Genomic DNA, 22474 nt, shown 5'->3' on the forward strand with positions numbered 1-22474 from the left:
AATGTATGCCGCCGCAAAATGCCAGCTGATGCTGGCAGCGGTGGACATTGACCTGACTGTCGGCACGACTTGTTTTGAATAAAGCCCAAACGCTATCCACGCGCTACGACCCCCGCGAGCTCTCTGACGAGGAGTTGGTCGCGCGCTCGCATACCGAGCTGTTTCACGTGACGCGCGCCTATGAAGAACTGATGCGGCGTTACCAGCGAACACTATTTAACGTTTGTGCGCGGTATCTTGGGAACGATCGCGACGCAGACGATGTCTGTCAGGAAGTGATGCTGAAGGTGCTGTACGGCCTGAAGAACTTCGAGGGGAAATCGAAGTTCAAGACATGGCTATATAGCATCACTTACAACGAATGCATCACGCAGTATCGGAAGGAACGGCGAAAGCGTCGCTTGATGGACGCACTGAGTCTTGACCCCCTCGAGGAAGCGTCCGAAGAAAAGGCGCCGAAACCCGAGGAGAAGGGCGGGCTTGATCGCTGGCTGGTGTATGTGAACCCGATTGACCGTGAAATTCTGGTGCTACGTTTTGTCGCAGAGCTGGAATTTCAGGAGATCGCAGACATCATGCACATGGGTTTGAGTGCTACAAAAATGCGGTACAAACGTGCTCTAGATAAATTGCGTGAGAAATTTGCAGGCATTGCTGAAACTTAGTTCGGCGCAAATATCTCTTACGTGTAGGCAAGTTCTGATAGACTTGCCGCCGAGTTGTCCCCCGGTTTGCGGGACTGCTTCACAATCACCAGATGGGGATTTAACGGATGAAACTGAAAAACACCTTGGGCTTGGCCATTGGTTCTTTGATTGCCGCTACTTCGTTCGGCGCACTGGCACAAGGCCAAGGCGCAGTTGAAGGCGAACTGTTCTACAAGAAGCAGTACAACGACAGCGTTAACCATGTCGAAGACGGCTTCAACCCAGGCGCCTCTATCGGTTACTTCTTGACCGACGACGTGTCGTTGAACTTCACCTACGACAAGAACAACCACACCCGTTCGAACGACGGCACTGGCAGCCAGAAGCTGGATGGCGACAACTTCGGCCTGATCGCTCAGTACCACTTCAATAACGCTGGTGACGCTCTGCGTCCTTACGTTGCTGGCGGTGTGAAGCACGGCAGCCTGACCAACGTAGCCGCTGACGGCCACACCGGTCGCGACCAGTCGACCTACCTGAACGCTGGCGCTGGCGTTAAGTACTACTTCGCTGAAAACTTCTACGCCCGTGCTGGTGTAGACGCTGACTACAAACTGGACAACGGTCGCTGGAACTACGCTCCAGTAATCGGTCTGGGCGTGAACTTCGGTGGCGGCAACAAGCCTGCTGCTGCTCCAGTTCCAGCTCCAGCTGAAGTCTGCTCCGACAGCGACAACGATGGCGTTTGCGACAACGTTGACAAGTGCCCGAACACCCCAGCCAACGTAACTGTTGACGCTGATGGCTGCCCGGCAGTTGCTGAAGTTGTTCGTGTAGAGCTGGACGTGAAGTTCGACTTTGACAAGTCGGTCGTCAAGCCAAACAGCTACGCTGACATCAAGAACCTGGCTGACTTCATGAAGCAGTACCCATCGACTCACACCACTGTTGAAGGTCACACTGACTCCGTCGGTCCTGACGCTTACAACCAGAAACTGTCCGAGCGTCGTGCAAACGCCGTTAAGCAAGTTCTGGTTAACCAGTACGGTGTTGAATCGTCCCGCGTTCAGTCGATTGGCTACGGCGAAACCCGTCCAGTTGCTGACAACAAAACCGAAGCTGGCCGCGCCGTTAACCGTCGCGTAGAAGCTCAGGTTGAAGCTCAAGCTAAGTAATTAGCTCGCTGCTTTGAGAAAAGCCCGGCTTATGCCGGGCTTTTCTTTGTCTGCGATTTGGTGAAACCGGGGATTGTCAGGCCAGTCGATCGGCTGCCCAGCCAATCGAATCGAGCCGGGTTGCAGCGGCGGCGACGGCGCCGATCAGCAGAATCGCAGGGCTCTTGAGCTGGAAACCAAGGGCATCGTCTTCCATCGCTGTCAGATCACTGCGACATTCGCGTTGCTCTGGCAACGAGGCATTCTCGATCATCGCCACCGGCGTATCCGACGCCATACCGCCCGCCAGCAGTTGCCCGCGAATCTCGCCGAGCTTCGCCACCCCCATGTAAATCACCAGCGTCGTCCCGCCCTGCGCCAAGGCTCGCCAATTCAACTGGCTGTCATCCTGAGTGTGCGCGGTAACCAGCGTTACGCCCCGCGCCACGCCGCGTAATGTCAGCGGAATATCGCATTGAGTCGCCCCGGCCAGCCCGGCGGTGATGCCATTGACCAGCTCCACTTCAATACCGTGTTCACGCAACCACCGCGCTTCCTCACCGCCACGGCCGAAGATGCAGGGATCACCACCCTTGAGGCGAACCACGCATTTGCCCTGGCGCGCATAACGCAGCATCAGCCGATGAATGAATGCCTGGGGCGTCGAACGACAGCCGCCGCGCTTGCCTACGGCAATGATCCGCGCAGCCGGGCAGTGCTCCAGCACCGCGTCGTTGACCAGATCGTCGATCAGCACCACATCCGCTTCGCGCAAGGCACGCACGGCTTTGAGCGTCAGCAGTTCAGGATCGCCGGGACCTGCGCCCACCAGCCAGACTTTTGCGTTCATGGTGTTTTCCTCTTCAGATGACGGCGACCGGTCGTGCTTCGGCGGCCAGCAAACGCTTGATTTCCGGGACGCAGGAGCCGCATTGCGTGCCGCAGCCCAGTGTGTTTTTCAAACCCTGCAAATCCAGACCTTCTCGAATGCCGGCGCAGATCGCGCTGTGGCTGACGTTCTTGCAATTGCACAAGGTCTTGTCGGCAACGCTCTGCACACCGGCATTGCCCGGCGGCGCACTCATCGGCGCCAACAGCCAGCGCCGCAGTTGTTCGTCTGCGCGGCCCTCCAGCCACAAGCCTTGCAGCCAATGCTGGGCGAGGGTTTCGCCGGCGAGGCGGATGGCCGTGATTCGCCCGCTCTCGATGCGTACCCGTTTGCCGATGGCCCGGCGCGGATCGTCATAGGCCAGTACCGGGCCGTCGATCAGGGCCAGGCATTGATCGATTTCACGCAGCAATTGCGGATCGGGTGCGGCAGCGCTGGCAGCGCGTATCAGCAACGCCGGACGCTCGCGACCGACAAGGCTGAGGCTGACGTAGGAAAACGCCTCACACAGCGGTCGAAGCGCCTCAAAGTGCCGTTGAACATCGCCCTCGATCAGTGCGAAAAGCCGCCAGGGCAGATTCACCGGCTCTAGGCGTATCCCGCTGTGCTTGAGTTCCGGTTGTTTCGACAAGGGATCGAAGGCGGGCAGGGTCAGGCAGTTCACGCCTCCCTTGAGAAAGCGATCGCCCCAGTGCATCGGCAAAAAGGCCTGGCCCGGACGCACACTGTCATCGCTGGCGACCGCCACGATCAGCGCTCCCCGGCGACTCTTCAAATTCACCAGATCCCCCGGCTGCAAACGGTGCCGGCGTAATTCGTCCGGGTGCAGGCTCAGTAAGGCTTCGCTGACATGCCCGAACAACTGCGCCGCCGTGCCGGTGCGGCTCATACCGTGCCATTGATCGCGCAGACGGCCGGTGATCAGGGTCAGTGGAAAACGCGCGTCGCGTTGCTCTTTTGCCGCGCGATAGGGATCGGCAACGAACTGCGCGCGACCACTGGACGTAGGAAATATGCCGTCGCAGTACAGCCGTGGCGTACCTTGCCGGGCGCCCTGAGGAAACGGCCATTGTTGTGGGCCGATTTCATCGAGCAATTCATGGCTGATGCCGGACAAATCCAGATCGCGGTCACGGGTCAGCGATTTGAATTCATCAAACAACTGAGCGGGGCGATCGAACGCAAACAGGCTCGGCTGTTGCGGGCGCAGACGTTTCTCCAGACGTTGTGCGAAATCCACTGTGATCGCCCAGTCCGGTCGCGCTTCACCCGGTGCGGCAATGGCTTTGCGGACGTGGGAAATGCGCCGCTCGGAGTTGGTCACCGAGCCTTCCTTCTCGCCCCAACTGGCTGCTGGCAGCAGCAGATCGGCAAACGCTGCGGTTTCAGTGGTGCGAAACGCCTCCTGCAACACTACGAATGGACAAGCCTCCAGCGCAGCCAGTACAGCGTTCTGGTCTGGCATCGATTGCGCCGGGTTGGTGCAGGCAATCCACAGCGCCTTGATCTTGCCGCTGCGCACTTGCTCGAACAATTCGATGGCGCTGAGACCAGTGTTTTCCGGCAGCGAATCCACGCCCCAATACGCCGCCACTTCTGCGCGATGCTCCGGATTGGCAGCCTCACGATGACCGGGCAACAGGTTGGAGAGGCTTCCGGTTTCCCGCCCGCCCATGGCATTCGGCTGACCGGTCAGGGAGAAAGGTCCTGCACCGGGCCGGCCGATTTGCCCGGTGGCCAGGTGCAGATTGATCAGCGCGCTGTTCTTCGCGCTACCGGCGGAGGACTGATTCAGGCCCATGCACCACAGCGACAGGAAACTCGGCGCGGTACCGATCCATTCGGCGCATTGCTGCAACTGCTCGACACTGATCCCGCACAACTGCGAAACCATGGCCGGCGTGTAATCGCGCACCAGGCTTTTCAGCTCGGCGAGGCCTTCGGTGTGAGTCTGGATGAAGTCGCGGTCGATCCAGTCTTCCCACAACAGCAAATGCAAAATCCCATGGAACAACGCGACATCGGTGCCCGGCAGAATTGCCAGATGCAGGTCGGCAAGGTCGCAAGTGTCGGTACGCCGAGGGTCGATGACGATGACTTTCATCTGCGGGCGGCGGGATTTGGCCTCTTCGAGCCGACGAAAAAGTACCGGGTGGGCGTAGGCCATGTTACTGCCGACGATCATCACGCAATCGCTCAGCTCCAGATCTTCATAGCTGCACGGCGGTGCGTCGGCGCCGAGGCTGCGCTTGTAACCGACCACTGCCGAGGACATGCACAGCCGTGAATTACTGTCGATGTTGTTGGTGCCGACCAGCGCCCGCGCCAGTTTGTTGAAGGCGTAGTAATCCTCGGTCAGCAACTGCCCGGAGATGTAGAACGCCACGCTGTCCGGGCCATGTTCGGTGATGGTGTTGGCGAACACATTGGCGGCGTGTTCCAGCGCGGTGTCCCAATCGCAGCGGCTACGCACCAGGCCTTTGCCCAGGCGCAATTCCGGGTACAACGCCCGTGCCGCCAGATCGCCGGTCAGGTGCAGGGTCGAGCCTTTGCTGCACAGTTTGCCGAAGTTGGCAGGGTGCGCCGGATCGCCGCTGACGCCGAGAATGCGCTCGCCGTCATGCTCGATCAGCACGCCGCAGCCGACCCCGCAATAGCAGCAGGTCGAGGCGGTCGTCTGGCGGTTCATCAGACGGCGTCCCGCAGGGCCAGTTGCACGCGTCCGTTTTCGACCCGGGCCGGGTGATGGTGCGCGCAACCAACGTCCGGTGCCTGGGCTTCGCCGGATTGCAGGTCGATCTGCCAGTTGTGCAGCGGGCAGGCCACGCGCTTGCCGTAGATCAGGCCCTGGGACAACGGGCCGCCCTTGTGCGGGCAGCGGTCGTCGAGTGCGAAAACTTCGTCATCGCTTGTGCGAAAGATCGCAATGTCACCTTTGGGCCCGGCGATGATCCGCGAACCGAGGGCGTTGATCTCTTCCAGGGCACAGATATCGAGCCAGTTCATGCCGGCACCTCCAGGTTTTTCACGGGGATCACGTCGAACTCTTTCTTCAGTTGCGGCTGGGCGAGGCGCTCTTTCCACGGGTCCTGTTCGAACGACAGGGAGAATTGCAGGCGTTCGTTCAGGGCCTTGCGGCGCTCGGGATCTTCCAGCACGGCTTTCTTGATGTGCTCCATGCCGACCCGTTGCAGGTAGTGCACGGTGCGTTCGAGGTAGAAGGCTTCCTCGCGGTACAGCTGCAGGAACGCGCCGTTGTATTCGCGCACTTCCTCGGCGGTCTTGAGCTTGACGAAGAACTCGGCGACTTCGGTCTTGATCCCGCCGTTGCCACCGATGTACATCTCCCATCCGGAATCGACGCCGATGATTCCTACGTCCTTGATCCCCGCTTCCGAACAGTTGCGTGGGCATCCGGAGACTGCCAGTTTCACTTTGTGCGGCGACCACATGTTGAACAGGTCGTGTTCGAGGTCGATGCCCAACTGAGTCGAATTCTGCGTGCCGAAGCGGCAGAACTCGCTGCCGACGCAGGTCTTCACGGTGCGGATGGATTTGCCGTAGGCGTGGCCGGACGGCATGTCGAGGTCTTTCCACACACCGGGCAGGTCCTGCTTCTTGATCCCCAACAGGTCGATGCGCTGGCCGCCGGTAACCTTGACCATCGGCACCTGGTATTTGTCCGCCACGTCGGCGATCCGTCGCAGTTCCGACGGGTTGGTCACGCCGCCCCACATCCTCGGCACGACCGAGTAGGTGCCGTCCTTCTGGATGTTGGCGTGGGCCCGCTCGTTGATCAGGCGCGACTGCGGATCATCCTTGGCTTCGCCGGGCCAGGTGGAAATCAGGTAATAGTTGAGGGCCGGGCGGCAGGTGGCGCAGCCGTTCGGGGTGCGCCAGTTGAGGTAGCTCATGGTGCCGGCGATGGTCAGCAAATGCTGTTCGCGAATGGCCTGACGGATCTGGCCATGGTTGAGATCACTGCAACCGCAGATGGCTTTTTCGCTTTTCGGTTTGACGTCTGCCGCGCCGCCGACGGTGTTGATCAGGATCTGCTCGACCAGTCCGGCACAGGAACCGCAGGAGCTCGCAGCCTTGGTGTGTTTCTTCACTTCGTCGACGCTGAACAGGCCATGTTCCTGAATGGCCTTGACGATGGTGCCTTTGCACACGCCGTTGCAGCCGCAGACTTCGGCGTTGTCGGCCATGCTCATGGCTTTGTCCTGGCCTTGATGTCCTACGTCGCCCAAGGCGTTTTCGCCAAACATCAAGTGATCGCGGATCTCTCCGATGGCGTGATTCTCACGAATCTGCCGGAAATACCAACCGCCATCTGCCGTATCGCCGTACAGACAGGCACCGACCAGAACGTCATCCTTGATCACCAGTTTTTTGTACACCCCGCCGATCGGGTCGGAGAGGGTGATGGTCTCGGTGCCTTCGCCGCCCATGAAGTCGCCAGCGGAAAACAGGTCGATGCCGGTGACCTTCAGTTTGGTCGACGTCACCGAACCCTGATAGCGGGCGAAACCCAGTTGCGCCAGGTGGTTGGCGCAAACCTTGGCCTGTTCGAACAGCGGTGCAACCAAGCCGTAGGCGATGCCACGGTGGCTGGCGCATTCGCCGATGGCATAGATGCGCGGGTCGTAGGTCTGCAGGGTGTCGTTGACCAGAATCCCGCGATTGCACGGGATGCCGGCCTTTTCCGCCAGTTCGGTATTGGGGCGGATGCCGGCGGCCATGACGACGAGATCGGCAGGAATGATGTCGCCGTTCTTGAATTGCACCGAGCCGACCCGGCCGTTGCCGGCGTCGTGCAGGGCCTGGGTCTGTTCGCACAGGCGAAAGTGCAGGCCACGGGATTCGAGGGCGGTTTGCAGGAGCTGGCCGCTGGTCTTGTCCAATTGCCGTTCCAGCAGCCATTCACCGAGGTGCACCACGGTGACGTGCATGCCGCGCAGCATCAGGCCGTTGGCTGCTTCGAGACCGAGTAGGCCGCCGCCGATCACCACGGCGTGCTTGTGGGTCTTGGCGGTGTCGATCATGGCTTGGGTGTCGGCGATGTCACGGTAACCGATCACGCCCTGCAAGGTGTTGCCGGGGATCGGCAGGATGAACGGGGTTGAACCGGTGGCGATCAGCAGGCGATCGTATTCGGCCTCGGTGCCGTCCTCGGCGATCACCCGGCGTTTGACCCGGTCGATCTCGACCACTTTGCGGTTGAGCAGCAACTTGATGTTGTTTTGCAGATACCAGTCGAGATCGTTGAGCACGATCTCTTCGAAGGTCTGTTCGCCGGCCAGTACCGGTGACAACAGGATACGGTTGTAGTTGGTGTGGGGTTCGGCGCCGAAGACCGTGATGTCGTACAGCTCGTTGCTCAGCTTGAGCAATTCTTCCAGGGTACGGACCCCGGCCATGCCATTGCCGATCATCACCAGTTTGAGTTTTTTCATCAGGTTCTCCGGGGAGCTTCGGGCTTGCCTCTTGTGGGCAGTCAGGCCTTGCTCGACAAAAATGGCGCAAACAAAAAAGGCGTCCCGCCAGTTACCTAGCGAGGACGCCTTTGTCCTTGTCCCGTTCTCTCGGGAAGCCTGGTCTTCGTCGTTGAAGGTCGGGCTTTATGTCAGTTGAAAGCGGTAATGCAGTGGTTGTGCCAAGTCGCGCTGAGCCTTGAATTCATTGATGTGGCGCGGGCATTGGCCAGAGAATCATCGTGGTTTTTGCACCGATTGGATGCGGCTTGCCCGTTAATGGAGCGACAAGTCAGCCATGAAACAACAGCAACAGCAGCACCAGGTTGCCCAGCAGCGCCAGTAACGCCAATGTCCGCCAGACCTTCAGCGGTTCCCGTTCGAGCAAGGGACGAGGGCGTACATTCAGGCTGCGGCGTTCACCTTGCTCCAGAATCAGCAGCCATTCCTCGGCGGTTTCATACCGTTGCAATGGATCGGCCGCCACACCGCGTTCCAGACACTGCGCCAGCCACTCCGGCAGATCCGGGCGATAGCGACCGGCGCTGACCGGCACCCCGAAACGCGGGCGCTGGAAGGCTTCGATCTCGCCGTAGGGAAAATGTCCGGTGAGCAAGAAATACAAGGTCACGCCCACCGCATACAGATCCTGTTGTGCGCTGGGTACTGCGCCCTGAAAGGCTTCCGGCGCGATAAAGCTCGGGGTTCCGGGCAGGGTCGACGGGGCGTCCTGCGACAGACCGGGGCAATACGCCAGACCGAAATCCAGCAGACGCAACTCGCCGTCGTCCCCCAGGTGCAGGTTTTCCGGTTTGATGTCGCGGTGCAGGATCTGCCGTCGATGCAACAGGCCGATAGCCCGCAACAGGCGTTCGGCCAGATCCTGCCACTGGGCCAGTGGCAGAGGGCCGCTTTGTTCGAATAGCTGAGCCAGGGTCGTCCCTGAATATTCACGCATCACGTAGTACAAATGCTGACGCTGACCGGCGCTATGGACTTCGGGAAAGTGCCGCCCGGCGACGCGTTTGAGAAACCACTCCTCCGCCAGCAAGGCTTGACCGGCCTGGGCATCGTCTGCCAGTTGTGCAGGCAACGTTTTCAAAAGCCAGGCTTGGCCCTGGCCATCGAGCACGCGATACAGCAATGATTGCTGGCTCTGACCGACGATCCCTTGCACCTGCCAGCCTTCGAATGCCTGACCCGGTTTCAGCGGCGGGGGCAGCGGCCACTGCTGCAAATGAATCAGCGCATCGCCAAGGCTGGCCTCGCCCACGGCATCCACGCGCACCAATAAGGCACTGGCATTGTCCTGACTGCCGGCCAGATGCGCGGCGTTGACCAGAGTCTGCGCGGCACTTTGCAGGTCCGGTTGATCGCGGAGAATCCCGCCGATAGCGGTATCGCCGAGCGACGCCCACACGCCATCACTGAGCAGCACGAAACATTCGCCCTCACACAGTTCACCGTCGAGAAAATCCAGCACCAGATGCTGATCCAGCCCCAGTGCGCGCTTGAGCACATGCTGCATGCCCGGTTGATCCCAGACGTGATCCTCGCTGATCCGCTGCAAGGTCTCGTTGTGCCAGCGATAGACCCGGCAATCACCGACATGCGCCAAGGTAAATCGCCGGCCCCGCAGGACCAGCGCACTGACCGTAGTGAGCAGCGGCTGGCCGCCACCGTTGACCTGCAACCAGCGGTTTTGCGCGAGCAGCAGACGATCGAGGGCCTGGGCCACGCTCCAGGTTTCCGGGGTGGCGTAGTAGTCCAGCGCCAGTGCCTGCAAGGTCGAACGCGCCGCCAGACCGCCATCGGCGCACTGGCTGACGCCGTCGGCGATGGCGAACAGAAACCCCTTGCTGGCAGCCAGCGCCGGGGCCGGAGTCACCAGGCGCAAGGCATCCTGGTTTTCCACGCGGGGGCCGGTGGCGCTGGCTTCGGCAAAGCTCAGTTGCAGAGCCATTCGGGCCTCAGACCCGGGCAGCGGTCACGGCCGCCGAACCCCAAGTGGTTCTCCAGCGACGTTTGACCCCGTGCAGACCGAACCACGCCAACACACCCAGGCTGGCGAACAACCACAGCGCCAGTTGATAGCTGCCGGTGCTCTGTTTGATAGCGCCCATGCCTGCTGCCAGAGCGAAACCGCCGATGCCGCCGGCCATTCCGATCAGGCCAGTCATCACACCGATCTCGCGGCGAAAACGCTGAGGCACCAGTTGGAACACCGCGCCATTACCTGCGCCGAGACCGAGCATGGTGCAGACGAAAAGTGCCAGCGCCGCATAGGAACTGGGCAGATTGAAGCCGACGGCCGCGATGCAGACCGCCGCCACCGTATACATCGCCAGTAACGTGCGAATCCCGCCGAAACGGTCAGCCAGCGCGCCGCCCAGCGGGCGCATCAGGCTGCCGCCGAACACACAGGCCGCGGTGTAATAACCGGCGGTCACCGGGCTCAAACCGTATTGATCGTTGAAGTAACCGGGCAGGGCGCTGGCCAGGCCGATGAAGCCGCCGAAGGTGACGCTGTAGAAAAACATGAACCACCAACTGTCGCGGTCGCCCAGGGCTTTGAAGTAGTCGGCCATGGATTTGGCTTTTGGTCGCTCCGGGGCGTTTTTCGCCAGCCAGGCAAACAGCACCAGGGTCAGGATCAGCGGGATCAGGGCGAAACCGAATACATTGCTCCAGCCGAACGCCGCCGCCAAAACCGGGGCAATCAACGCCGCGAACACGGTCCCGGAATTGCCGGCCCCGGCAATCCCCATCGCCTTGCCCTGATGCTCCGGCGGATACCACTGCGAGGCCAGCGGCAGCGCCACGGCAAACGAAGCGCCGGCCATGCCGAGGAACAAGCCAAGCAGAAGCGCCTGTTCGTAACTGTGGATACCGAGTTTCCAGGCGCCGAACAGCGCGCAGATCACGATCACCTGACCAATCAGCCCGGCGGTTTTCGGCGACAGGCGATCGGCAAGCATGCCCATCGCAAAGCGCAGCACGGCGCCGGCCAGAATCGGCGTGGCCACCACGAGGCCGCGCTGCTGGGTCGTCAGGTGCAGGTCGGCGGCAATCTGCACCGCCAGCGGGCCGAGCAGGTACCAGACCATGAAGCTCAGGTCGAAATACAGGAAGGCCGCGAACAGGGTCGGGGTGTGGCCGGATTTCCAGAAGCTTTTATTCATCGCGCACCTCAGCGGTAGAGAATCTCGAGAAGGAGTCAGAACCAGCACAGTGGGGCGCCGCCACGGCCGCACCACCGGCCCCGGTCAATGGGGCCAAAACGCAAAAACGCCGCTACCCGGATCGCCGAAAGGGGCGAGGAAGGTGAGCGACGTCTTTGTCGTGGGTGGGGCAACCGCCGTTGGTTACCTGTAGGGATTGCTTAGCGAGATCTGTGCCAGCTCAGCCAAGCAACTCGCTCATGGCAATGATCTGCTCCGCCACCTGAATCAGTTTCTGCTGGCGGCTCATGGCCTGGCGGCGCATCAGGGTGTAGGCCTCTTCTTCGTTGCAGTCCTTCATTTTCATCAGCAGCCCTTTGGCCAGTTCGATGCGTTTGCGCTCGGCCAGTTGCTGGTCGCGGGCCTGAAGCTGGGCGCGCAGGGCCTGGTCGCTTTCGAAGCGGGCCATGGCCACGTCGAGAATCGGCTGCAAGCGTTGTGCGTGAATGCCTTCGACGATGTAGGCACTGACCCCGGATTTGATCGCCTGACGCATCACGCCGGGGTCGTGCTCGTCGGTGAACATCACGATCGGCCGTGGCTGGTCGCGGCTGACCAGCACCACTTGTTCCATCACATCGCGGCTTGGTGACTCGGTATCGATCAGGATCACGTCCGGGCGCACCGTTTCGACGCGTGCGGGCAGGTCGATGGTCAGGCCGGACTCATCGATGACCTCGAAACCGGCCTCGGCCAGCGCAGCTTTAAGGCGCCCGACTTTTTTCGCTGTGTCGTTGATCAGTAGAATGCGCAACATGTTCGCGGTCTCCTGTCAGCGGTGGGCGAGCAGAGGGGCGTTGTTGCTCAACGCGTGCAGCTTGAAGCTTTGCGCGTAAGCGGCCGGGTCGCTGCCGTCCCAGACCTTGCCGTCGATCAGCTGGCTGCTGCGCATATCCTCGGTGCCAACTGGCACACCGACAGTGCTGGCCGCGTCGCGGTACAGCGTCAGTTGCTGCACTTGACGGGCGACGGCGAGGTAATCCGGGTCGTCACGCAGCAAACCCCAACGGCGGAACTGGGTCATGAACCACATGCCATCTGACAGGTATGGCAGATTCACCTTGCCATCGCCGTGAAAGCGCAGGGCGTGCGGATCCTGCCAGCGGTTGCCCAGACCGTCGTCGTAGTCGCCGAGAAAACGCGGCTCGATGCAGGAAACCGGGGCGTCGAGGTACTCGGCGGCGCTGAGCAGGTGCGCGGTGCTGCGGCGGTTTTCCGGGCTTTCTTCGATAAAACGGCTGGCTTCGAGGATCGCCATCACCAGCGCCCGGGCCGTGTTGGGGTATTGCTCGACGAAGGCGCGGGTGCAGCCGAGGACTTTTTCCGGATGGTCGGGCCAGATAGTCTGGCTGGTCGCCAGGGTGAACCCGAGATTTTGCTGTACGGCGCTGGCTGCCCACGGCTCACCAACGCAGAAACCGTCGATGCGACCGGCTTGCAGGTGCGCGACCATTTGCGGCGGTGGCACTACCACGCTGTCGACATCCTGCAATGGATGAATCCCCTGGCTCGCCAGCCAGTAATAAAGCCACATGGCATGGGTGCCGGTGGGGAAGGTCTGGGCAAAGGTCAGCCTTGCGCGGGTTTGGTGCACATGACGGTCCAGCGCCTCAGGACCGGTCACGCCCAGCCCCTGCAAGCCGTGGGACAGGTTGAGGCTCTGGCCGTTCTGGTTCAGCCCCATCAGCACCGCCATGTCGGTCGGCGCGATGCCACCGATACCCAGGTGGACCGCGTAGATCAGACCGTACAGGCTGTGTGCGGCGTCGAGTTCACCGCTGACCAGATTGTCCCGCAGGTTGGCCCATGAGTTCTGGCGCTTGAGATTCAGGGTCAGGCCGTAAGGCTGGGCAAAGCCCTGCGTGGCGGCGACCACCACCGAGGCGCAGTCGCTCAGGGCCATGAAACCCAGGTTGATTGCGCTTTTTTCCGGGGCATCGCTGCCGTTGACCCAGGCCAGTGGCCCGACGGAGGTTTGAGTCATGAAAAACCACCTTCAAAAAAAACGTCGTCCGAGGCTTTGCCCGCGCAAAACCGAGAGACGACGCCATTGTCCTTGCCTGCACACCACCATTGGCCTGCGGGCTGATGCCGAGGAAGGTGCAAGGCATATGCCATGCGCACGGATTTACCCATGCGCCTCGCGCGGCGGGGCGATGCCCGGCTATAATCGCCGCCTCTTTTCGCCGCCCGAGTCATAGCCGCCCATGTACACCCTGGCCCGTCAGCTGTTGTTCAAACTTTCCCCGGAAACCTCCCACGATCTGTCGCTGGATCTGATCGGCGCGGGCGGGCGTTTGGGCCTCAACGGCTTGTTGTGCAAGGCGCCGGCGTCGCTGCCGGTCAATGTCATGGGCCTGCAGTTCCCGAACCCGGTGGGTCTGGCGGCCGGTCTGGACAAGAACGGCGCGGCCATCGACGGCTTCGCGCAGCTGGGTTTCGGTTTTGTCGAAATCGGCACCGTGACCCCGCGTCCGCAGCCGGGCAACCCGAAACCACGGATCTTCCGCCTGCCGGAAGCCGAGGCGATCATCAATCGCATGGGGTTCAACAACCTCGGCGTGGATAACCTGCTGGCGCGTGTGGCGGCGGCCAAATACAAGGGCGTGCTGGGGATCAACATCGGCAAGAACTTCGACACCCCGGTCGAGCGCGCAGTGGATGACTACCTGATCTGCCTGGACAAGGTCTACGCCCACGCCAGTTACGTCACGGTCAACGTCAGTTCGCCGAACACCCCGGGCCTGCGCAGCCTGCAGTTCGGCGATTCGCTCAAGCAATTGCTGGCGGACCTGGCCACGCGCCGCGCCGAACTGGCCCTGCGTCACGGCAAACATGTACCGCTGGCGATCAAGATCGCGCCGGACATGACCGACGAAGAAACCGCGCAAGTGGCGCAAGCGCTGATCGAAACCGGGATGGACGCGGTGATTGCCACCAACACCACCCTCAGCCGTGTAGGCGTCGAAGGCATGGAGCACGGTGACGAGGCGGGCGGTCTGTCCGGTGCGCCGGTGCGTGAGAAGAGCACCCACACCGTGAAAGTGTTGGCGTCCGAGCTGGGCGGCAAACTGCCGATCATTGCGGCGGGCGGTATCACCGAAGGCAAGCATGCGGCCGAGAAGATCGCTGCCGGCGCAAGCCTGGTGCAGATTTACTCCGGCTTCATCTATAAGGGCCCGGCGCTGATTCGTGAGTCCGTGGACGCCATCGCCGCCAAGCGCTGATCATCGGACATAAACGGCAGGCATAAAAAAGGGCTCCTCGAAGGAGCCCCTGGGCCGTAGCCCGCCGTCCGGGAAGGACGTGCATGGTGATCAGGTAGTTACGAAATCAGATTGTCGTGTCGCAATAAGTGCCCTGTGTCAGCCGACGGCGTGAAGTTCGTTGAGTCTGTGGATTCCCGCAGTGCCGGTCATACCGTCCCAGTTGTCGCCGCGTCCTTCTCGCCAGCCGTTGATCCAGGCTTGACGTACCGACGGTAGAGTAAATGGGCAAAGCTCACGGGATTTGCCACCAACGCCATATTGATATCCGCGCAAAAATGCTCTTTCCAACGGATCACGCTTAAGTCTTCTCATAGGGTGTTTCCCTCACTTGTTGACTGTTTTTGTCGCGTCGACCTCAATTGAGGTCTGGCAGAAAAACTCTGCCGTTGGCGGCTCGCTGCCGGCGTGGCGAGCCAAGGTGTTGACGCCGTTGCGACGTCAACCTGTGTCCAGTTCTAACCAATGAGTCACATCGAGGGAATGACCGTTTTGTCATAAGGACGTAACGAAAAGGGTGCTATGGCGATAAGTAACGGCAGGTTTCATGAATGTTTATTCACCAAACCCCGGTATGATCGGCCCTGCGCTGTATGACAGGTTTAATGCCTTAGTGAGAATGACCCACGTTTACCATCGGGTACTTTTCGACGAAGGGTTGCTTTGAGTCATTTTGTTGCATCAACTTTTTTATCTGTCCCGGCATCTAAGCTCCTTTGACCCGAGCAGCGGGGGATGGAACGGCACACCTTCGTGCCACGCGGGCGCTCTTGTAGAAAAGCGCCTGATTGAAAACCGGATCGGCAATGCGTTGCCGGTTCATTAGCCAAAGGCTCTGGAAAAACCATGTCCGACCGTTTCGAACTCTTCCTCACTTGCCCCAAAGGCCTTGAAGGCCTGCTCATCGAGGAAGCCGTCGGGCTTGGCCTTGAAGAAGCCCGCGAGCACACCTCCGCCGTGCGTGGCATGGCGACCATGGAAACCGCTTATCGCCTGTGCCTCTGGTCGCGTCTGGCCAACCGCGTGTTGCTGGTGCTCAAGCGCTTCCCGATGAAAAACGCCGAAGACCTTTACCACGGCGTGCTAGACGTCGACTGGCAGGACCACATGCTCGCTGACGGCACCCTGGCTGTTGAATTCAGCGGCCACGGCTCGGGCATCGACAACACCCATTTCGGCGCCTTGAAGGTCAAGGACGCCATCGTCGACAAACTGCGCACTCCGCAGGGCGACCGCCCGAGCATCGACAAGCTCAACCCGGACCTGCGCATTCACCTGCGTCTGGATCGCGGCGAAGCGATCCTGTCCCTCGACCTCTCCGGCCACAGCCTGCACCAGCGCGGCTACCGCTTGCAGCAGGGCGCTGCGCCGCTGAAGGAAAACCTCGCGGCGGCGATCCTGATCCGTTCCGGCTGGCCGCGCATTGCCGCCGAAGGTGGTGCGCTGGCTGACCCGATGTGCGGTGTCGGCACGTTCCTGGTCGAAGCCGGCATGATCGCCGCCGACATGGCGCCGAACCTGCGTCGTGAGCAGTGGGGCTTCACCGCCTGGCTCGGTCACGTCCCGGCGCTGTGGAAGAAACTGCACGAAGAAGCCGTCGAGCGTGCCGCCGTCGGTCTGGCCAAGCCACCGCTGTGGATCCGTGGTTATGAAGCCGACCCACGGCTGATCCAGCCAGGCCGCAACAACGTCGAGCGCGCCGGCCTGAGCGAATGGATCAAGATCTATCAGGGCGAAGTCGCGACCTTCGAACCGCGTCCGGACCAGAACCAGAAAGGCCTGGTCATCTGCAACCCGCCGTACGGCGAGCGTCTGGGTGACGAAGCCAGCCTGTTGTACCTCTACCAGAACCTCGGCGAGCGTCTGCGTCAGGCCTGCCTGAACTGGGAAGCGGCGGTGTTCACCGGCGCGCCGGATCTGGGCAAGCGCATGGGCATCCGCAGCCACAAACAGTATTCGTTCTGGAACGGCGCGCTGCCGTGCAAGCTGCTGTTGATCAAAGTGCTGCCGGATCAGTTCGTCACCGGCGAGCGTCGCACCCCGGAGCAACGCCAGGCCGAGCGCGAGCAAGCTGAATACGATCAGGCACCGAACGAGCCGCAAGAGCGCAAGTACAACAAGAACGGTAACCCGATCAAACCGACACCAGCCCCGGCTCCGGTGATCGAGCAGCCGCGCCTGAGCGAGGGAGGGCAGATGTTTGCCAACCGCCTGCAGAAGAACCTCAAGGCGATGGGCAAATGGGTCAAGCGCGAAGGCATCGACTGCTACCGCATCTACGATGCGGACATGCCGGAATACGCCATGGCCATTGACCTGTATCACGACTGGGTGCACGTCCAGGAGTACGCCGCGCCGAAGTCGATTGATCCGGAAAAAGCCTCGATCCGCATGTTCGACGCCCTGGCGGCCATTCCTCAGGCGCTGAACATCGACAAGAGCCGCGTGGTGGTCAAGCGCCGCGAGCGTCAGAGCGGCACCAAGCAGTACGAGCGTCAGGCGGCCCAGGGCAAGTTCAACGAAGTCAGCGAAGGCGGCGTGAAGCTGCTGGTGAATCTCACCGACTACCTCGACACAGGGCTGTTCCTCGATCACCGGCCAATGCGCATGCGGATCCAGAAAGAGGCGGCCGGCAAGCGCTTCCTCAACCTGTTCTGCTACACCGCGACCGCTAGCGTGCATGCAGCCAAGGGCGGTGCGCGCAGCACCACCAGCGTCGACCTGTCGAAAACCTACCTCGACTGGGCTCGCCGCAACCTGTCGCTCAACGGTTTCTCCGACAAGAACCGTCTGGAGCAGGGCGATGTGATGGCGTGGCTGGAAAGCAGCCGGGAAGAGTACGACCTGATCTTCATCGACCCGCCGACCTTCTCCAACTCCAAGCGCATGGAAGGCATCTTCGATGTGCAGCGTGACCAGGTGCAGTTGATCGACCTGGCCATGGCCCGACTGGCACCGGGCGGGGTGTTGTACTTCTCCAACAACTTCCGCAAGTTCCAGCTTGAGGAAAATCTGGCCGAGCGCTATGTGGTGGAAGAAATCACCGCCAGCACCATCGATCCGGATTTCGCCCGCAACGGCAAGATCCACCGCGCCTGGAAAATCACGGCTCGTTGACACTCTGCTCAATTGGATCCACAGAGCCTTGATTTTTAAAGGCTCTTGGATCCGATCAGTGCTAGCCAAATTAGTGGCTAATAGCTATAACTCACACACGGCCAATGGGGTTTTTCCCGCAGATGCTGGCGTAGTGAGTTGCCTTTATGTCGTTGCACCCCGTGCGCCCAAAAATACTGGGTTTCATCAGCGAAGAAGTCTCGGCCTGGCTGGTCGCGCTGCTGGTATTGCTCGCCGGCGGGATTCTCACGGGGTTGCTCGCCTGGGCCACCCTCAATCAGTTTCACAACCAATTGCGTCAGCGCTTTCAACTGCTGGCCAATGAACGCTATAGCCGCATCGAAGAGCGGTTTCAGGATCAGGAGCAACGCCTCGACGGCCTGCGGCGGTTTTTCACCAACTCCGAATCGGTGTCCCGTGCCGAATTCGATGGCTATACCCAACCTTTATTACTGCGTACCCAAGCTTATTCCTTTGCGCTGCGGGTGAGGGGAGACGAGCGCGCCGCGTTCGAGCAACGTGTGCGCGATGAGGGGCAGCCCACGTTTAGCGTGCGCGAACTCAATGCCCACGGCGATCTGCAGTTGGCCTCGGCCCGCGACGAATACGTCGTCGTGGTGTACAGCCAGACGCAGAGCCGCCTCGGCTCCCCTCTGGGTTATGACTTGCTGGCCCAGCCATTGCGCCGTTCGACCCTGGAGCGTGCGGATCAACTCGGTGGCCTGGCAGTGTCGCAACCGATGCATTTGGTCAGTATCGAACCGGCTTACGCGCGGGGCGTACTGTTGGTGGCACCGGTCAAGCGCCCCGACGAAAGTAAGTCGTTCGGTTATGTGATGGCAGTGATCAGCATGCGTCAGTTGCTCGCCGACGGTTTGCCGGATGTCCTGCATGATTATCTTTCGGTGCGCATCCTCGACCTGTCGACCAATGATCAGCATGAGGTGCTGTTCGAGTCATCCAACGAGCCGGTCGCCAGCGATTTGTCGACCACGCGGCTGTTGCGCATGGCCGATCACGACTATCAAGTCGATATCGCGCCCAGCGAGGCTTTCCTGCAAGCCAACCATTCGTCGGTAGGCAGCGTGGTCATTCTGGGTGGCCTGCTCAGCCTGCTGCTCAGTGCGCTGCTGTATGTCCTGGTCAGTCAGCGCCAGCGCGCGTTGCGCATGGTCCAATTGCGCACCCAGGAACTGCATGAGCGTGAGCAGGAACTCAGAGGTACCCACGGCCAGTTGCGCGGAGTGCTCAATGCGGCTACCCAGGTGGCGATCATCGCCACCGACCTGCGCGGTGTGATCAACACCTTCAATCCGGGTGCCGAGCAGATGCTCGGTTACCGCAGCTGCGAAGTCATCGGCCACATGACCCTGGAAAACCTGCATTTCCCTCGGGAGCTCATTGCTCGTGCGGCGGAGTTGAGTGCCCGCTATGGCAAAACCATCCCGACCTGCCAGGCCATGCTGGTCGAGGGTGGCGAGGTCGGCGGGCATGAAGCGCGCGAGTGGACGCTGGTGCGCAAGGACGGCAGTCATTTGCCGGTGAACATGCTGGCCACCCCGGTACTCGACGAGCAAGGGCTGTGGGTCGGGCACCTGGCGATCTGCATCGACATCACCGAACGCAAGCGCGTGCACGAAGCCCTGGCGGCACGGGACGTGTTGTTGAAGAAGCTCAGCGCCCATGTTCCGGGCGGGATCTATCAGTTCAAGATGGAGTTCGACGGGCGCTTCAGTGTGATCTACGCCAGCGACGGCATCCGCGAGATTTACGAGCTGGAGCCGGACGTGCTGTTGCTCAACGCCGAAGCGATCTTCACCCGCATTCATCCGCAGGATGTCAGCCGCGTGCGCAAGTCGATCCGCGCCTCGGCCGATAACCTCAGTCCGTGGCGCGAGGAATATCGCGTGCAATTACCCGAGCGTGGCCTGCGCTGGGTGCGCGGCGAAGCGACCCCCGAGGAACTGCCGGGCGGCGGCGTGCTATGGCATGGCTACATTTCGGACATTTCCGACTTGAAGCGGGTGGAGGAAGAACTGCGCGCCCTGTCGGTCACCGATGCGTTGACGGGTATCCACAACCGCCGTTATTTCCAGGAACGCCTTACCAGCGAAATGGCACGGGTCGAGCGCGGAGGTGGCGAATTGTCGGTGATCATGCTTGATATCGATCATTTCAAACGGATCAATGACCAGTATGGCCATGCGGTCGGCGACCGGGTGTTGCAGGCCGTGTGCGAGCGAATCGGTCATCGCCTTCGGCGTACCGACGTGTTTTGCCGTTTGGGCGGCGAGGAGTTCATGGTGTTGTGCCCGGACATCGACGGTGAGCACGCCTACATGTTGGCCAGAGAATTGTGGCAGGGCTTGCGCAGTGCGCCGGTAGATGTGGTCGGTGTGGTGACCGCGAGTTTCGGAATTGCCAGTTGGCGCCCGGGAGAGGGGGCTGATGCCTTGTTGCTGCGGGCTGACTCAGGGGTGTACGCGGCGAAGCAGGGCGGGCGGGATCGGGTCGAGCGGCAGATGAACTGATTCCATCTGCCGTTGACCCCCTGCGGGAGCGAGCTTGCTCGCGAATGAGTCAGACAAGGTCTGTGCATCTTCATCGACCGACTGGACGCCTTCGCGAGCAGGCTCGCTCGCACACTGTTTGTGGGGTGCTTACAGAACCGAAGCTGTCTGTGGCATTTTCGGCTGTTTATAGAGATCCAGCAGCACCTGATCCAGCACCGACGATGCACCGAACGGTGCCTTGTCGTTGAGGATCGCCACCACCGCCCAGGTATTGCCGTTGACGTCGCGGCTGAAGCCGGCGATGGCGCGCACGGTGTTCAGTGTGCCGGTCTTGACGTGGGCTTCACCACGCATCGCGGTAGTCTTCAGACGTTTGCGCATGGTGCCGTCGGTGCCGGCAATCGGCAGCGAACTGATGTATTCGGCGGCATACGGGCTGTGCCACGCGGCTTGCAGCATGGCGGCCATTTCCCGGGCGCTGACGCGTTCGGCACGGGACAGGCCGGAGCCGTTCTCCATCACCAGATGCGGCGCAGTGATGCCTTTCTTCGCCAGCCACTGACGGACCACGCGTTGCGCGGCCTTGGCGTCATCGCCGTCGGCGTCGTTGCGGAATTTCTGGCCCAGGCTCAGGAACAGCTGCTGAGCCATGGTGTTGTTACTGTATTTGTTGATGTCGCGGATGATTTCCGCCAGGTCCGGCGAGAACGCGCGGGCCAGCACTTTGGCGTTGCTCGGCGTCGGGGCCAGGCGATCCTTGCCCTGGATGCTGCCGCCCAGTTCCTTCCAGATCGCCCGCACGGCGCCGGCGGTGTAGGTCGCGTGGTCGAGCAGCGACAGATAAGTCTGCGAGCTGCAGCCTTCGCCCAACTGACCGGCAACGGTCACGGTGACGCTGCCATCGGCCTGCGGCACCGGGTTGTAGCGCACGCCACCGGTGCACTGTTTGGAGTTCAGCGCCTTGACGGTGTTTTCGATGTTGATGCTGGCAATCGGCGGTTCGACCGAGACCAATACCCGGCCATTGTCATTGCGGGCCACGAAGCGCAGGGCCTTGAGGTTGACCAGCAGCGAGTCGGGCTTGACCAGGAACGGCTTGTTCTCGTCGTTGCCGTCATCATTGAACTCAGGCAGTTGCGGCTGAATGAAGAAGCTGCGGTCCAGCACCAGGTCGCCGGTGATCTGAGTCACGCCGTTGGCGCGCAGGTCGCGCATCAGCAGCCAGAGTTTTTCCATGTTCAGCTTCGGATCGCCGCCACCCTTGAGGTAGAGGTTGCCGTTGAGGATGCCGCTGTTCAGGTCGCCGTCGGTGTAGAACTCGGTTTTCCACTGATGGTTGGGGCCGAGCATTTCCAGCGCCGCGTAGGTGGTGACCAGTTTCATGGTCGAGGCCGGGTTGACCGATACATCGGCGTTGTACACGGTCGGTGTGCCCGGGCCGTCCAGCGGCACCATCACCAGCGACAGGGCGCTGGGTTGCAGCTTGCTGGCCTTGAGGGCTTTTTCGACGTTGGGGGTCAGAGCGGTATTGATGGTGGCAGCTGAAACAGGCAGAGCCAGCGGCAGAAGAAGGCCGGCCAGGAGCAGAGGACGCAACGATTTGATCATATGAAATAAAACCCTACAGCCGAGGGGAAAAAGACGAGGACATGGATGAAAAGGCCCTCAGTGGTCATGAAAGTGTCGGCATTATGCCCCAAGGTGTAACAGCTTGTGCCTCTCGCAAGGGGGGCAATTCGTTATTTTTTTACGGGCGGTCGCACGCTCGTCCCGGATAGGCGGGCAATCGCCGCCTTAAACTGGTAAAGTGCCGGCCGTTATTACTTAAGAGGATTGTTCCAATGGCGACTAACCGTTCCCAGCGTCTGCGCAAAAAACTGTGCGTCGATGAATTTCAAGAGCTGGGTTTCGAACTGAACCTGGGCTTCAAAGAAGACCTGTCCGAAGAAGCCATTGACGCTTTCCTCGAAGCATTCATCAAAGAAGCCATGGAAGCCAACGGTCTGGGCTATGTCGGCGGCGACGACTTCGGTCTGGTTTGCCTGCAGAAGCGTGGTTCGGTCTCCGAAGAGCAGCGCGCTGCTGTTGAAGCCTGGCTGAAAACCCGCTCCGAGCTGACTTCTACTGAAATCAGCCCGCTGCTGGACGTTTGGTATCCGGAAAAGCCGATCAACGCGGCCAAGTGATACTGAA

16 protein-coding genes are annotated in these 22474 nt (G+C 60.9%); 6 read left to right on the top strand and 10 right to left on the bottom strand.

Translation table 11 applies throughout. The annotated features are described in order from the left end of the window. The first annotated feature begins 74 nt into the window (after window positions 1-74). Entirely contained in the window at window positions 75-665 is a 591-nt protein-coding gene (gene sigX / locus CAF87_RS17690; protein WP_011333251.1) for an RNA polymerase sigma factor SigX, read from the top strand. Window positions 666-772: 107 nt separating this feature from the next. Further along, entirely contained in the window at window positions 773-1822 is a 1050-nt protein-coding gene (locus tag CAF87_RS17695) for an OmpA family protein (protein ID WP_085711904.1), read from the top strand. Window positions 1823-1898: 76 nt separating this feature from the next. Here the strand turns inward: CAF87_RS17695 and cobA are convergent, their stop codons facing one another. The 8 genes from cobA to CAF87_RS17735 form a co-directional block, all read right to left on the bottom strand. Beyond that, a complete protein-coding gene (gene cobA / locus CAF87_RS17700; RefSeq protein ID WP_085732398.1) occupies window positions 1899-2651 on the bottom strand; it encodes a uroporphyrinogen-III C-methyltransferase in 753 nt (250 codons plus the stop codon). Window positions 2652-2664: 13 nt separating this feature from the next. Then, complete coding sequence (locus tag CAF87_RS17705) at window positions 2665-5379, bottom strand: nitrate reductase (RefSeq protein WP_085732399.1); 2715 nt, start codon at window positions 5377-5379, stop codon at window positions 2665-2667. Beyond that, window positions 5379-5696 (bottom strand): nitrite reductase small subunit NirD, encoded by a 318-nt coding sequence (gene nirD, locus CAF87_RS17710; RefSeq protein ID WP_007951992.1) that lies wholly within the window; start codon window positions 5694-5696, stop codon window positions 5379-5381. The genes CAF87_RS17705 and nirD overlap by 1 nt, the downstream gene beginning before the upstream one ends. Then, window positions 5693-8146, bottom strand: a complete 2454-nt coding sequence (gene nirB / locus CAF87_RS17715) for a nitrite reductase large subunit NirB (RefSeq protein WP_085732400.1) — start codon at window positions 8144-8146, stop codon at window positions 5693-5695. Before nirB ends, nirD begins: the two co-directional genes overlap by 4 nt. Before the next feature lie 310 nt (window positions 8147-8456). Further along, window positions 8457-10127 carry a bifunctional protein-serine/threonine kinase/phosphatase gene (locus CAF87_RS17720; protein ID WP_085732401.1) on the bottom strand — a complete coding sequence of 557 codons (1671 nt, stop codon included), beginning with the start codon at window positions 10125-10127 and terminating at the stop codon, window positions 8457-8459. 7 nt (window positions 10128-10134) lie between these two features. Then, on the bottom strand, window positions 10135-11346 hold the full coding sequence (locus tag CAF87_RS17725; protein WP_007952035.1) for a NarK/NasA family nitrate transporter: 1212 nt from the start codon (window positions 11344-11346) through the stop codon (window positions 10135-10137). 220 nt (window positions 11347-11566) lie between these two features. Then, the gene (locus tag CAF87_RS17730; RefSeq protein WP_085613283.1) at window positions 11567-12142 is read right to left on the bottom strand and encodes an ANTAR domain-containing response regulator; all 576 of its coding nucleotides are present in this window, start codon (window positions 12140-12142) and stop codon (window positions 11567-11569) included. Window positions 12143-12157: 15 nt separating this feature from the next. Then, window positions 12158-13369, bottom strand: coding sequence for a CmpA/NrtA family ABC transporter substrate-binding protein (locus CAF87_RS17735; protein WP_085732402.1), 1212 nt, complete (start codon window positions 13367-13369; stop codon window positions 12158-12160). A 223-nt stretch (window positions 13370-13592) separates the two neighbouring features. Here CAF87_RS17735 and CAF87_RS17740 point away from each other — a divergent pair, with 223 nt between their 5' ends. Continuing rightward, window positions 13593-14612 (top strand): quinone-dependent dihydroorotate dehydrogenase, encoded by a 1020-nt coding sequence (locus CAF87_RS17740; protein ID WP_011333259.1) that lies wholly within the window; start codon window positions 13593-13595, stop codon window positions 14610-14612. 138 nt (window positions 14613-14750) lie between these two features. Here the strand turns inward: CAF87_RS17740 and rmf are convergent, their stop codons facing one another. Next, on the bottom strand, window positions 14751-14966 hold the full coding sequence (gene rmf / locus CAF87_RS17745) for a ribosome modulation factor (protein ID WP_003223300.1): 216 nt from the start codon (window positions 14964-14966) through the stop codon (window positions 14751-14753). A 531-nt stretch (window positions 14967-15497) separates the two neighbouring features. On the opposite strand from rmf, the gene rlmKL reads away from it, so the two are divergent. Together rlmKL and CAF87_RS17755 are read left to right on the top strand one after the other, a co-directional pair. Continuing rightward, the gene (rlmKL, locus tag CAF87_RS17750) at window positions 15498-17768 is read left to right on the top strand and encodes a bifunctional 23S rRNA (guanine(2069)-N(7))-methyltransferase RlmK/23S rRNA (guanine(2445)-N(2))-methyltransferase RlmL (protein WP_085732403.1); all 2271 of its coding nucleotides are present in this window, start codon (window positions 15498-15500) and stop codon (window positions 17766-17768) included. Between the two features lie 146 nt (window positions 17769-17914). Then, a complete protein-coding gene (locus CAF87_RS17755) occupies window positions 17915-20299 on the top strand; it encodes a diguanylate cyclase (RefSeq protein ID WP_085732404.1) in 2385 nt (794 codons plus the stop codon). A 129-nt stretch (window positions 20300-20428) separates the two neighbouring features. Here the strand turns inward: CAF87_RS17755 and dacB are convergent, their stop codons facing one another. Continuing rightward, the gene (gene dacB / locus CAF87_RS17760; protein ID WP_085732405.1) at window positions 20429-21889 is read right to left on the bottom strand and encodes a D-alanyl-D-alanine carboxypeptidase/D-alanyl-D-alanine-endopeptidase; all 1461 of its coding nucleotides are present in this window, start codon (window positions 21887-21889) and stop codon (window positions 20429-20431) included. Window positions 21890-22122: 233 nt separating this feature from the next. Here dacB and CAF87_RS17765 point away from each other — a divergent pair, with 233 nt between their 5' ends. Beyond that, window positions 22123-22467, top strand: a complete 345-nt coding sequence (locus CAF87_RS17765) for a YggL family protein (RefSeq protein ID WP_007952029.1) — start codon at window positions 22123-22125, stop codon at window positions 22465-22467. The last annotated feature ends 7 nt before the right edge of the window (window positions 22468-22474 follow it).

This window comes from Pseudomonas sp. R38(2017), assembly GCF_002112395.1.
Classification (GTDB): domain Bacteria; phylum Pseudomonadota; class Gammaproteobacteria; order Pseudomonadales; family Pseudomonadaceae; genus Aquipseudomonas.